The sequence below is a fragment of the Hymenobacter latericoloratus genome (genome assembly GCF_014199535.1).
In the GTDB taxonomy this organism is placed as follows: domain Bacteria; phylum Bacteroidota; class Bacteroidia; order Cytophagales; family Hymenobacteraceae; genus Hymenobacter; species Hymenobacter latericoloratus.
The window spans coordinates 33,480-45,600 of sequence record NZ_JACHNV010000013.1 but is presented as its reverse complement, the minus strand read 5'-3'; the positions used below and the strand labels follow the sequence as shown (position 1 = coordinate 45,600).

12 protein-coding genes are annotated in these 12,121 nt (G+C 64.0%); 9 read left to right on the top strand and 3 right to left on the bottom strand.

Annotated features, from left to right (window positions below):
- The 6 genes from GGU46_RS21320 to GGU46_RS21295 form a co-directional block, all read left to right on the top strand.
- On the top strand, positions 1 to 687 hold a 687-nt coding region (locus tag GGU46_RS21320), incomplete at its 5' end, for a hypothetical protein (RefSeq protein WP_215906431.1).
- Between the two features lie 137 nt (positions 688 to 824).
- On the top strand, positions 825 to 1,196 hold the full coding sequence (locus tag GGU46_RS21315; RefSeq protein WP_183405531.1) for a hypothetical protein: 372 nt from the start codon (positions 825 to 827) through the stop codon (positions 1,194 to 1,196).
- A 228-nt stretch (positions 1,197 to 1,424) separates the two neighbouring features.
- Positions 1,425 to 2,849 carry a TolC family protein gene (locus GGU46_RS21310; RefSeq protein WP_183405530.1) on the top strand — a complete coding sequence of 475 codons (1,425 nt, stop codon included), beginning with the start codon at positions 1,425 to 1,427 and terminating at the stop codon, positions 2,847 to 2,849.
- Positions 2,850 to 2,853: 4 nt separating this feature from the next.
- Positions 2,854 to 6,012, top strand: a complete 3,159-nt coding sequence (locus tag GGU46_RS21305; RefSeq protein ID WP_183405529.1) for an efflux RND transporter permease subunit — start codon at positions 2,854 to 2,856, stop codon at positions 6,010 to 6,012.
- A gap of 29 nt (positions 6,013 to 6,041) precedes the next feature.
- Positions 6,042 to 7,211, top strand: coding sequence for an efflux RND transporter periplasmic adaptor subunit (locus tag GGU46_RS21300; RefSeq protein WP_183405528.1), 1,170 nt, complete (start codon positions 6,042 to 6,044; stop codon positions 7,209 to 7,211).
- A 52-nt stretch (positions 7,212 to 7,263) separates the two neighbouring features.
- Positions 7,264 to 7,875 (top strand): TlpA family protein disulfide reductase, encoded by a 612-nt coding sequence (locus GGU46_RS21295; protein WP_246399142.1) that lies wholly within the window; start codon positions 7,264 to 7,266, stop codon positions 7,873 to 7,875.
- A 40-nt stretch (positions 7,876 to 7,915) separates the two neighbouring features.
- Here the strand turns inward: GGU46_RS21295 and GGU46_RS21290 are convergent, their stop codons facing one another.
- The 3 genes from GGU46_RS21290 to GGU46_RS21280 form a co-directional block, all read right to left on the bottom strand.
- Positions 7,916 to 8,395: a hypothetical protein gene (locus GGU46_RS21290; RefSeq protein ID WP_183405527.1), complete on the bottom strand. Its 480-nt coding sequence runs from the start codon at positions 8,393 to 8,395 to the stop codon at positions 7,916 to 7,918.
- Positions 8,396 to 8,442: 47 nt separating this feature from the next.
- Entirely contained in the window at positions 8,443 to 9,135 is a 693-nt protein-coding gene (locus tag GGU46_RS21285) for a VIT1/CCC1 transporter family protein (protein WP_183405526.1), read from the bottom strand.
- Between the two features lie 141 nt (positions 9,136 to 9,276).
- On the bottom strand, positions 9,277 to 10,428 hold the full coding sequence (locus tag GGU46_RS21280; protein ID WP_183405525.1) for an MFS transporter: 1,152 nt from the start codon (positions 10,426 to 10,428) through the stop codon (positions 9,277 to 9,279).
- Between the two features lie 197 nt (positions 10,429 to 10,625).
- Here GGU46_RS21280 and GGU46_RS21275 point away from each other — a divergent pair, with 197 nt between their 5' ends.
- From GGU46_RS21275 to GGU46_RS21265, 3 genes are all read left to right on the top strand, one after another.
- Positions 10,626 to 10,853: a hypothetical protein gene (locus GGU46_RS21275; protein WP_183405524.1), complete on the top strand. Its 228-nt coding sequence runs from the start codon at positions 10,626 to 10,628 to the stop codon at positions 10,851 to 10,853.
- Between the two features lie 33 nt (positions 10,854 to 10,886).
- The gene (locus tag GGU46_RS21270; protein ID WP_183405523.1) at positions 10,887 to 11,795 is read left to right on the top strand and encodes an ArdC family protein; all 909 of its coding nucleotides are present in this window, start codon (positions 10,887 to 10,889) and stop codon (positions 11,793 to 11,795) included.
- Positions 11,796 to 11,924: 129 nt separating this feature from the next.
- Positions 11,925 to 12,104 (top strand): hypothetical protein, encoded by a 180-nt coding sequence (locus GGU46_RS21265; protein WP_183405522.1) that lies wholly within the window; start codon positions 11,925 to 11,927, stop codon positions 12,102 to 12,104.
- The last annotated feature ends 17 nt before the right edge of the window (positions 12,105 to 12,121 follow it).

Below are 12,121 nucleotides of genomic sequence, written 5' to 3'. Positions count from 1 at the left end.
ATTCCATATTTCAAACACATGAGTACCGCTTCCATCAACCCGCTCACCCTCCTGCCGAAAGGCCGCCCGTTCAATGTCAGCCAATCGTTGAAACGAAAAATGGCTTCCTCATTCGCCGCTGATGCCAATGATTTCCTTTGGCGCGTTGGTATTCTGAATTCCAGCCGGCCCCACGACACCAACTCTTTCTTCTCCAAAATGTATGTCGACTTGTTGATGAGTGCGGAATGCTCCTTGAAGTCGTTGATTGTTAGTCTGTCACCGCCTAATGAAACACCCGAAGATGCTTACCTCAAGATCCGCAGCCTCGGCCACAATCTGGAAAAGCTTTACAAGGAAGTAGAACGGCGCGCTGTTAACCGCCTGAAACTGCTGAAGCCTGCGCAACGTGCGCTACTAATGGACGCAAACACCATTGGTGTAGGCTACCGGTACGACATCACTATCTTTTTCTTTTTGAGCCGGGAGTCCCGCCTGGACCGCGCATTCCAACAAGGCACTGTGAGTCGGATTCTGAACTACGACTTCATCATGGCATTGTACAACATGCTACATGAGCTGCGGGATTTAGCTGATGCCGCCCAGCTTAAACGGTTCGGTCCGCTCACTGCTTTATCTATGAAACAACTCGGGAAAATAGAGGAACGGGAAGATGCCTTCTTCGCGGCAGTAGGGCATCGCCTTTAAGTTTATTGTAAGGCTCCGCTGTCCTGACGGCGGCACGGTTTATGCGGCCCTGGCTGCAACCATGCCGCCGTCCAGTATGGCTTTAGCCCGTTCGGTTACCGAAATAGTGCGCACCTTTGCACCAAGCCCTATTGTTTATGTCTCGTTTGCTGACCCATTTGCTGTTGCTGCTATATGCGGGTGTTTACCTGCATTGCCAGCCGCTGCCTGCCCGGGTCCCCACAACGACCACTGGGCTGGGTAGTCCGCAGGAACAGTCCCAAACTGGCCTGTGCAAAAAGAAGCTGCAGACGGTGCAGGCCGATCCGCAGGCCGACCACGCACCAGAAGTAAAAGCCAAGCTGCTGCCGCTGGATCTGGCGCTGAGTGGTGATTTCCCGGCCCTGTATTTCGGGCTGCTGTTCCCGGCCGACGAGCCGACCCTGAATCCCGCCCGTGGCCCGAATGCCGGCCCCGAGCACTCGTTTGCCAACCACCCTAACAAGGCTCCGCCCGTTCGCTTTTCTTAGGAAAACGCGTCGTGGAGCCGGGTGTGTACCCGGTTAGTTGCCCCGTTCGTGGGGGCGATAACCGGGTTTTTTATGCCCCGACCAGCCCGCCGCCTCATGCGGCCGCCTTAACCCTGGTTATCGGGTAGTCCCGCCTTTTCCTGAGAGCCCCAGCAAATCTGCCTAGTAACTGGCTGGCTACGCCCCTGTGCGACCGGCCCGGATTTCTGTCCTGACTTCTCTCAGCCCATGTTTTTCCCTTTTGTACCTCCTGTCCGGCGGCTGCCGGCAGGTAGTGCCTGGCTACTCGTCGCCCTGCTGTTGACGGGTCCAGTCAGCCAGGCACAACAGCGCCCGGTTCATCCAGCCGCCGGCCGGCCACTTTCCTTAAAAGAAGCCCTGGATCTGGCCCGCACCCAGGCCCCGCACCTGCAAGCTAAAGCCTACCAGGTGCAGGCCGCCGAGGCCGATATTGCCCAGACCAAAACCCAGCGCCTGCCTTCGGTGCGCTTGAGCGGGCAGGTGAGCTACGGCTCCACCAACGCCGTGGCCGGCACCATGCTGCCCGTGGGCACTATCATTCCCAGCAGCGGCTCGCTGAGCGGGGTCAACTCCTACAACGCCGTATTCGGCAGCATGGGCACGGCCCTTGCGGAGTGGAGTCCGGTCACCTTTGGGCAGTACCCGGCCCAGCGGGCCCGCGCCGAAGCCGCCCGCGACTACGCCCAGGCCGACGCCGACAACGAGCTGTTCACCCAGCAGCTGCGCGTGGCCCAGACCTACCTCGACTTGCTGGCTACGCAAAGCCTGCGCCAGGTGCGCGAGCAGGATGTGCGCCGGGTATTCATACTCAAAAAGACCATTACCCGGCTGGCGCTGCATGGTCTGCGCCCCGGCGTGGACAGCACCCTGGCCCGCGCGGCCGAGGCCCAGTCGAAGCTGGCGCTGGTAAGTGCCCAGGAACAGGAAGCCGACCGCCAGGCCCGTCTTTCCACGCTGCTGGGCCAGCCCGGTGCTACCTGGCAGCCCGATACGCTCTACAACCGAACCCTGCCGCCCGCGCTGGTGCCGCCCACGGCCACGCACCCCACGCTGGGCCTGCAGCAGCGGGCCGTGGACCTGGGCCAAGCCCGCGAAACGGTCATTCGCCGTCAGTACCGCCCCCGGCTTTCCCTGCTGGGGGCCACCTGGGGCCGGGGCTCCGGGCTAAGCTACAACGGCACCACCGACTACGGGCTGGGCGGGGCCGCACCCACCCGCTTCAACTACGCCGTGGGCGTGGGCGTGGTGTTCGACCTGCTTGACTGGCCCCGCGTGCAGGCCCAGGCCAAGGCCGAAAACCTACGCACCCAGGGTCTGCAAGCGGAATATCGCCAGCAGCAGCTGGAACTCAGCAACCAGGCCACTTTAGCTAACCAGCGCCTGCAGCTGGCCGCCGAGCGCGCCCGCCAGGCACCCTTGCAGCTTGCGGCCGCCCGCCAGGCGTACCGCCAGAAGCTGGCCCTGTACAACTCCGGCCTGGCCACCGTGGTCGACGTGACGCAGGCCCTCTATGGGCTGCAGCAGGCCGAGCAGGACCAGGTGCTCACGGCCAACGCCGCCTGGCATGCCGTGCTGCTGCAAACCGCCGCCGCCGGCGACTTTTCCTTCTTTTTCACCCACGTAACGCCCTAGCCGCATGTACGAACTCATCCGGTCGGCCCTGCAGCGGCCCCTCACCGTGGTGGTGGCCATGCTGGCCATCCTCTTTTTCGCCTTCGCCGCCGTGCGCGACATTGCCGTGGACATCTTCCCCAGCATGGACGTGCCGGCCATCTACGTGGCCGAGCCCTACGGCGGGCTCTCGCCCGAGCAGCTCGACGGTTTCATGGCCAACCAGTTTCAGAACAACTTCCTGTTCGTCTCCGGGGTCAAGAAGATTGAAACCAAGAGCATTCAGGGCCTGACGCTCATCAAGCTCTCCTTTTACCCCGGCACCGACATGGCCCAGGCCGCCGCCGAGGTGGCCACCCAGGTGTCGCGGGCCACGGCCTTTATGCCGCTGGGCACGCTGCCCCCGCAGGTGGTGCGCTTCGATGCCAGCTCCCTGCCCGTGGGCCAACTGGTGCTGGAAAGCGAGAAAAGCTCCCTGACCCAGCTCCAGGATCTGGCCGCCAGCCGCATCCGGCCCATGTTTACCACCATTCCGGGCGTCACCTCCACGGCCCCGTTCGGCGGCAACATCCGCACCATCGTGGTGAAGGCCGACCCGGCCAAATTACGCGGCTACCAGCTCACGCCCGACGACGTGGTAAAGGCCATCGTCAGCAGCAACCAGCCCTCGGCGGCTGGCAACGTGAAGATGGGCGACGTGGCCTACATGGCCCCGGTGAACTCGCTGATTGAAAACCCCGCCGACTTCCTGGACGTGCCCTTGCGCACCGGCGCCGGCCCCGGCGTGTATTTGCGCGACGTGGCCACGGTGGAGGACGCGGCCGACGTGACGACTGGCTACGCCGTCATCAACGGCAAGCGGGCTATTTACATGCCGGTCATCAAGAAGGCCGACGCCTCTACCCTGAAGGTGGTGCAGCAGGTCAAGGCCAAGCTGCCCACCCTGCGGGCTCTGCTGCCCGAGGACGTAAAGCTCAGCTACGCCTTTGACCAATCGACCTACGTGGCCAACTCGCTCAAAAGTCTCGTCACGGAGGGCGTCCTGGGCGCGGTGCTCACGGGTCTGATGGTGCTCTTGTTTCTGCGCGACTGGCGCAGCGTGGTGATTGTGGTGACGACCATTCCGCTGTCGGTCTTGTCGGCCGTGATTCTGCTTAAGCTCTTCGGGCAGACACTGAATATCATGACCCTGTCGGGGCTGGCGCTAGCCATCGGCGTGCTGGTGGACGAAGCGACGGTGACTATCGAGAACATTCACCAGCACCTGGAGCGTGGCAAACCCAAGGCCCAGGCCATCTGGGACGCGGCCCGCGAAATTGCCCTACCCAAGCTGCTGATTCTGCTCTGCATCCTGGCCGTCTTTGCGCCCGCCCTCATCATGGAAGGCGTGCCGCGTGCCATGTTCCTGCCCCTGTCGCTGGCCGTGGGCTTTGCCATGGTGGCCTCGTTTCTGCTCTCGCAGACCTTGGTGCCGGTGATGGCCAACTGGCTCATGAAAGACCACGCCCCGGCTGCCGGTCACGGTCACGACGAACCAGCTGAACAAACCGGGTTCTTCGCCCGCTTCCAGGCTGGCTACCAGCGCCTGCTCACGCGGGCCCAGGGCCGGCAGCGCGGCGTGGTGCTGGTCTACCTGGCATTGTCGCTGATAATAGTGGGAGCGGGATTTGCCGTCATCGGTACCGACATCTTTCCGCAGGCTAACAGCGGACAGTTCCAGCTGCGGCTGCGCGAGAAGGTGGGTACCCGCCTAGAAAAAACTGAGCAGACGGTAGCGGCGGTGCAGGCCATCATCAACAAAGAAGTCGGCCCCGACAACGTGGAAATTAGCTCCACCTTCGTGGGCACCCAGCCGGCCAGCTTCGCCGTCAACTCGGTGTTCGTCTTCACCACCGGTCCCCACGAGGCGCTGATGCAGGTGGCCCTGAAGGAGGGCGTGCACGTGAACCTGAGCCAGCTTAAGGAGCGGCTGCGCCGGCGTATCCACGACGCGCAGCCGGGCTTACAACTAAGCTTCGAGCCGATTGAGCTGGTGGAAAAGGTGATGAGCGACGGGGCGCCCACGCCCATCCAGGTAAACGTGGGGGGCAAAAACCTGAAGGAAGCCGCCGGCCACGCCCGCAAGGTGCTGGCTGCACTAAAGCAGATTGCCTACCTGCGCGACGTGCAGATTGCCCAGCCCCTGCAGTACCCGGCTTTGCGCATCGACGTGGACCGGGAGCGGGCCGCCCAGTTTGGCCTCACCAGCCAGGAAATCACCCAGTCGGTGGTAGCGGCCACCTCGTCCTCGCGCTTCACCAGCAAAAACCTCTGGCTCGACCCCAAGTCCGGTCTGGGTTACCAGGTGCAGGTGCAGCTGCCCGAAGACCAGCTCACCCAGTTGCAGGATCTGGAGGCGCTGCCCGTCAAGGCCGGGCAGGCCCGCCCCACCATCGGGGAGGTGGCCACGGTGTCGGCGCGCATGATGCCCGGCCAGATTGACCGCCAGGGGCCCTACCGCCTGGTGAGCATCACCGCCAACGTGCAGGGCCGCGACCTGGGCACCGCCGCGCAAGCTGTGCGTAAGGCGCTCAAGCAAGTCGGCGAACCCCCGCGCGGGGTAGTAGCCAACCTGGTGGGCCAGCCCCAGTTGCTGGAAGACACCATGAGCAGCCTGCAGACCGGGCTGGGCATGGCCATCGTGGTCATCTTCCTGCTGCTGGCGGCCAACTTCCAGTCGTTCCGCCTCTCGCTGGTGGTGCTGTCGGTGGTGCCGGCCGTGGTGGCGGGTTCCCTGCTCATGCTGCTGGCTACCGGGGCCACGCTCAACCTGCAGTCCTACATGGGCATGATCATGAGCGTGGGCGTGTCGGTGGCCAATGCCATCCTGCTCATCACCAGCGCCGACCACCTGCGCCACGAGCACCGCGACGTGCCCCTGGCCGCCCGTTTGGCCGCCGATACCCGCATCCGGCCCATCCTGATGACCAGCATTGCCATGATTGCCGGCATGTTGCCCATGGCTTCGGGCCTGGGAGAGGGCGGCGACCAGATTGCCCCGCTGGGCCAGGCCGTCATCGGCGGGCTCATTGCTTCCACGCTGGCTTCGCTGCTGGTGCTGCCCCACGTGTTCGGCTGGGCCATGCGCCGGGTGGGCTACGAGTCCGGCTCCCTGCTCCCCGCCCGCACCCGGCAGGCTGCCTAATCTTCTCCTTCTTTCCCTACTGAGTCTCTATGAATGCCTTCCTGAAATTGATTGCCCCTTCACCCCGATATACTTCCCTGCTGGCGGCGGCTCTGCTGCTGAGCGGCGTGCTGGGCAGCTGCTCGTCCGGCGCTTCGGAACCCGCGGCCGAAAAACCCACGCCGGCCGCGCCGGCCACCGTAACTACCTTTCGGCTGACCAACGCCCCGGCCGTGCGCCGGCTGCGCTTGCCCGCCGAGCTCAAGCCCTATGAGCAGGTCGACCTTTTCCCCCGCGTGGGCGCTTTCGTGCAGCGGGTGCTGGTGGACCGCGGCTCGCGGGTAACCAAGGGCCAGACGCTGGCCGTGCTCGAAGCCCCCGAGCTGGCGGCCCAGCTGGCCCGCGCCCGCTCGCGCTGGCAAGCCGCGCAGGCCAAGCTTTCTGGTACCCGGGCTAGCTACGAGCGGCTATTGCGCACCAGCCAGGAGCCGGGCACCATCTCGCCCAATGACCTAGAGCGCGCCCGCGCCGAGATGCAGGCCGACCAAGCCAATGTGCAGGCTGCGCAGTCTGAGCTGCAGGCCAGCCGGGAGTTGAGCAACTACCTGGTGGTGCGCGCCCCCTTTAGCGGCACTATTACGGCCCGCAACGTGTCAGCCGGGGCCCTGGTGGGACCGGGCGGGGGCCAGCCGTCGGCACCCATGTTCTCGCTGGAAAACAGCCGCACCCTTCGCCTGGAAGTGGCCGTGCCCGAGGCCGCGGCCGGCCAGTGGCTGCAGCCCGGCGCTGCGGTGCCGTTCACGGTACCGGCCTTTCCCGGTCAGACCTTTACCGGCGTGTTCCGCCGCAACGCCAGCCGCCTGAGCCAGACGGTGCGCTCGGAGCTGGTGGAGATGGACGTGCCCAACGCCGATGGCCGCCTGAAAGCGGGTATGTACGCCCAGGTGCTAGTGGCGCTGCCCACCGCTGCGAAAGCCGTTGCCGTGCCGACCTCGGCCGTGTTTGCCACCCCGGACGCACCCAAGCAGGCCCAGGTAGTGCGCGTGCAGCAAGGGCGGGCCCAGTGGGTACCCGTGCGCAAAGGCCAACTGCTGAGCCGCGATACGGTGGTGGTGTTCGGGCCACTGGCGCCCGGCGACGAGTTGGTTCGCGAAGCCAGCGAGCAGGTGCCCGACGGCCAGAACGTCAGGATAGCCAAGGCCAAGCCCGCCGGAGTTTAATATATGAACGTTTTTTCATTTGTTTGTTGTTGCGCGTTTAAATCCTTCGACCATGAATCGTAAAAATCTGCTCCAGTGGCTGCCACTGGCTTTGTTTGCCCTCGTTCTGTTCACTCCGTTGCGCACGCCAGTATTGGGTGCCCTGCAGCGCGGCCTGCTGGCCACGGGCCTGTGGAAACCGGATGTGCCAGTAGCGACTCCGGCCCCGGCCGACGCGCCCATTGTGCCGACGGGTGGCGCTGCGTACCCGCACAATCTGCCGCTACTCACCCTCGACGGCAAACATGCTAACCTGAGTGACCTGAAGGGCAAAGTTGTGTTCGTGAACCTGTGGGCCAGTTGGTGTCCGCCCTGCGTGGCCGAGATGCCCGGCATTCACGCCCTCTATAAGAAGATGGACCCCAAGAAGGTGGCTTTCGTGATGATTTCGCTCGACGAAAACCCGGCCAAGGCCCAGGCGATGCTTAAGCGCCAGGGCTACACCTTCCCGGTGTACTTTCCCGCCGGCCCCCTCGTACCGCCATTTGATTCTAACTCGATTCCTTCCACAGTCATCCTGGACTCGGACGGCCAAGTAGCCGCTCGCCACGACGGCATGGCCGAGTACGACACGCCGGAGTTCAAGGCTGCGCTGGATAACCTAGCCGCCGGCAGCCACAAGTAAGCAATCCTAGGTGCCGGCCCAGCGGGCCCTGGGCCGGCACCTAATCTTCGTCGTGTTCGGCTTCGGCGGGCTGCACGAAGCCAGGGCGGGCTTCGGGGTGCATGATCTGGCCGCCCAGGTTACCGGTGCGAGCCAGCAAGCCGAAGCTGACTACTGCTCCGGCCAGCGTGAGGTAGGTAAACAGCGGGGCGCGGGCGGTTGTGCGGCGCCGAGCCAGTAGGCTGACTAGGGCCAGCGCGCCGGTGGCTTCCATTACCCAGAGGCTCAACTCGGCGGCTTCTTCGTGCTCGTGAATCAGGGCGTGCGTTACGCCGGGGCGGTCTTCCACCACTTCCTCCGCGCCTTCTCCTGTGAGCTGGGTGGGAATGGTGAGCAGGGCCGCGACGACCAGCGCAACCAGGCCGGCGTTGATCAGCGTTTCCTGCCGCCGTACGACAGCCACCAGCAGCAGCAACAGGCCGAACAAACTGCCGAGGATGGGGGTGTGATTCAGCAGAAGGTGAAGGTGGGCACCATTCATAACAGAGGTTTGGGAGAAAAGGAGGGGAGCAGATGCAGGTTGGATGTTTACGCGGGCGTGACGTTGAAGAAATGGCCGACCACGGCAGTAAGCCCCATGGCCAGTACGCCCCAGAACGTGACACGAGCGGCGGCTTTCAGCACGCTGGAGCCGCCCACGTAAGCCGCCAGCCCGCCTAGGGCCGCTAGAAATGCCAGTGAAGTAATGGACACTGTCCAGGTCAGCTGCTGCACCGGCGACACCAGGATGACCAGTAGCGGCAGGGCCGCCCCTACCGTGAACGTGCCGGCCGAGGCCAGCGCGGCCTGCACGGGGTTTGCGGCGGCCGTTTCGGTGATGCCCAGCTCATCGCGGGCATGGGTGCCGAGCGCGTCGCGGGCCATGAGCTGCTTGGCCACTTCGTCCGCCAAGGATTGGGTCAGGCCCCGCTCTACGTAGATGGCGGCCAACTCGCGGTGCTCCGCCGCTGGGTCAGCGGCCAGTTCGGCCTTTTCCCGCGCCATATCGGCCTGTTCGGTATCGGCCTGGGAGCTGACGGATACGTACTCGCCCGTGGCCATCGACATGGCTCCCGCTACCAGCCCGGCCACGCCCGCTACCAACACGGCCTCGCGCGAGGCGTTGGCGGCCGCGACGCCCACCACCAAGCTAGCTGTGGAGATGATGCCGTCGTTGGCCCCGAGCACGGCGGCGCGAAGCCAGCCAATGCGGTGGGTGCGGTGGTTTTCGTCGTGGCGCATGCAGTAAGGGTGTTTAGGGAATAGGTTAATACGTTGGAATACTGCTCAACTGGTTATACGGCCGAGGTGCGGTGGCAGCTATAACCCAGGTTGTGCAGTAGTGCTACTGACTCGCGCAAGCCGGCCTTCGCAGCTGCTAAATCAGCGACGAGCTAGAAACGCGGCCACGCCCAATGCTACGGCCGCCGCCAGCCCAAATGGCAACGCTGGGCCACCCAACTGCCAGAGCAGGCCCGCGCCGGTGCTGGCGCCCAGTGCGGCCAAGCTGCTCAGACCGCCCAGCGTACCCAGGGCAGCGCCGGTATCGGCTGGCGCGCAGAGCGTGCTGACCCAGGCCTTGCTCACGCCTTCGGTGGCGGCCGCATAGAGGCCGTAGAGGGCAAAGAACCCGGCAAAGACCCAAGGCCCTTGCGCCAGGGCTACCCCGCCATATACCACCGCGAAGATTAGTAGGCCCCCCACCAGCAGGCGGCGCGGGCCGAGGCGGTCGGCCAGGTGCCCCAGGGGCCAGGCGCTGAGCACGTAGGTAAAGTTATAGAGTACGTAGAGGCCGATGACGCCGGTAGCCGATACCCCACGCTGGCGGGCCAACAGCAGCAGGAAGGCATCGGCGCTGTTGAAGAGGGCAAACACAAGTAGGGCCCCTACCACCCGACGGTAGGCGGGCGGGGCCTGTCGCCAGTAGCGAAACGAGGCCCAAAAGGGCATCACCGGCCGGCCGGAAGGCACGGCCCGCCGTTCCCGAAGCGCGAAGGTGATACCAACGGCCAGCGCGCCTGGCAGAAAAGCCCACAAAAACAGCGGGCGGTACTGACCGGGGTGCGCGGCCAGCCAGGCCAGCGCGGCCAGGGGACCGAATACGGCCCCGAGCGTATCCATTGAGCGGTGGAACCCGAAGACCTTACCCCGGTCGGCAGGCGTGGTTTCGTCGGAGAGCAGCGCGTCCCGGGCGCCCGTGCGCAAGCCCTTGCCCAGGCGGTCGAGGGTGCGGGCCAGCAATACCCAAAGGGGAGTGGCCAGCACCGCCAACATCGGCTTGGAGAAGGCACTCAACCCGTAACCCCACTGCACGAAGGGCACGCGGCGGCCCAGCCGGTCGCTCCACTGGCCGAAGTAGCCCTTGCTCAGGCCGGCCACGGCTTCGGCCAGTCCTTCAAGCAGACCGATGAAAAATACGGAGAAGCCAATGGACTGCAGATACAGCGGCATCACCGGGTAGAGCATCTCGCTGGCCAGATCGGTGAAGAGGCTAATGAGCGAGAGCAGCCAGACGGCGCGGGTAAGGTAAGTCATCGGCGTGGGTTACGAATGCAATAGTAACAAAAGGGGAAAAGCCAATCACCGTGCCATAAATAGGCTAAAAAAGCATTAATAAATAAGCTAAAAAAGCAACAATAACAGGCGCATTTGCGTTTAATAAGTATAAGCAACGCACCTAAAACAGCTTGATAATCATGGTGTCAATGCCCCTTTCCCCTGCTTGTGCGCTCTTGGTTTCCTCAGCCCGCCGGAACCTGCGCGAAGTGCTCAATCACCCCGCCTTTAGCCCCGAGCGCCGCCAAAAGGCCGAGCCACTGCTCAGCGCCTGCACCGATGCGGCCCAGTTGCTGCGCTGGAAGCTGCTGGCCTTGCAGGAAAGCGAGGCATGGGAAGATGCCCAATTGGCCCGCGAGGACCAGGAGCTAGGCCCGGCTGCTCATCCTGATTACCTCTACTAACGCTTTTCTCACCACTTACCCCGCCTTTGGTTTATGAAAAATGCCCCCGCTGCCGCCCCCCGCGCCGATGTGTATGACATCATCACCAACCGGATTATCCTGGCTTTAGAAAGCGGCGTAGCCCCGTGGAAACAGTCGTGGAACGCTGCCCACGGCGCTCCCCGCAACTACCGCAGTAAGCACGTGTATCAGGGCATCAACGCCCTGCTGCTGGCCATGCTCCAGCACGAGCAGCCTTATTACCTGACCTACAACCAGGCCCGTGAGCTGGGCGGCCAGGTGCGCAAGGGCGAAAAAGGAATGCCCGTGGTGTTCTTCAAGGTATCGAAGAAAGAGGACGCCCAGGGGAAGGAGAAAAAAGTGGCCATCCTGCAGTATTCCACCGTGTTCAACATTGCCCAGATTGACGGCGTGGCGTGGAAACTACCCGAGCCGGTGCAGCGCGAGCATACACCCGAGCAGGCTGCCGAGCAGATTGTGACCGGTTACGCCGGTGGCCCCCGCATCTGTTACGCCGGCAGTGAGCCCCACTACCGCACCAGCACCGACACTGTGACTGTGCCCGAGCCGGCGAACTTCCACACGCCGGAGGATTTCTACACTACTCTGTTTCACGAGTTGGCCCATTCCACCGGCCACGCCAAGCGTCTTGACCGGGCCACCCTGACGGAAAAGGCCGCTTTTGGTAGCGAAACCTACGCCAAGGAAGAGCTGGTGGCCGAGTTGGGCGCCGCCTTCCTGAGCAACGCCGCCGGCCTGAACCTGGCCGTGACCGAACCCAGCACCGCCGCCTACCTGGCCAACTGGCTGCAGGCCCTGCGCAATGATAAGCGCCTGATTATTTCTGCCGCCAGCCAGGCCCAGAAGGCCGCCAACCACATTCTGGGCATTGTGTCCAGCTACGAGGCCGACAGCGCCGAAGCCCTGCCCGAAGCAGCATAGCGGGGGAGAGGGCACCGGCTGGCAACCGTCAGCCGGGGGCCCGGCGCGCCAACAAAAGGAAAACACCCGGCCCCGAAGCCAGCGGCCCCAAGCTCCGCTGTTTCATCAGTCACCACTTACTGCCTCATCATGTCCAGTTCTTCCGCTTCCGTCGTCCGTCAGCCTACCCTTAGCCCTACCGCCTGGACAGGGGAGCCGCAAGCCTGCCCGGCGTGGGTGGGGTTTCCCAGCCTGGCGGGCTTCCCGGCCGGGCTGCAGTGGTCCGGCCGCGGCCAGGTGCCGGCCATTGGTGACCGTGTGCACATCTAGGAGAGCATCAAAAAGTG

Excerpts from the sequence above, each read along its gene's own strand:
- GGU46_RS21315 (WP_183405531.1), top strand. The coding sequence starts at position 825 with ATGTCTCGTTTGCTGACCCATTTGCTGTTGCTGCTATATGCGGGTGTT.
- GGU46_RS21310 (WP_183405530.1), top strand. The coding sequence starts at position 1,425 with ATGTTTTTCCCTTTTGTACCTCCTGTCCGGCGGCTGCCGGCAGGTAGT.
- GGU46_RS21305 (WP_183405529.1), top strand. The coding sequence starts at position 2,854 with ATGTACGAACTCATCCGGTCGGCCCTGCAGCGGCCCCTCACCGTGGTG.
- GGU46_RS21300 (WP_183405528.1), top strand. The coding sequence starts at position 6,042 with ATGAATGCCTTCCTGAAATTGATTGCCCCTTCACCCCGATATACTTCC.
- GGU46_RS21295 (WP_246399142.1), top strand. The coding sequence starts at position 7,264 with ATGAATCGTAAAAATCTGCTCCAGTGGCTGCCACTGGCTTTGTTTGCC.
- GGU46_RS21290 (WP_183405527.1), bottom strand. The coding sequence starts at position 8,395 with ATGAATGGTGCCCACCTTCACCTTCTGCTGAATCACACCCCCATCCTC.
- GGU46_RS21285 (WP_183405526.1), bottom strand. The coding sequence starts at position 9,135 with ATGCGCCACGACGAAAACCACCGCACCCACCGCATTGGCTGGCTTCGC.
- GGU46_RS21280 (WP_183405525.1), bottom strand. The coding sequence starts at position 10,428 with ATGACTTACCTTACCCGCGCCGTCTGGCTGCTCTCGCTCATTAGCCTC.
- GGU46_RS21270 (WP_183405523.1), top strand. The coding sequence starts at position 10,887 with ATGAAAAATGCCCCCGCTGCCGCCCCCCGCGCCGATGTGTATGACATC.
- GGU46_RS21265 (WP_183405522.1), top strand. The coding sequence starts at position 11,925 with ATGTCCAGTTCTTCCGCTTCCGTCGTCCGTCAGCCTACCCTTAGCCCT.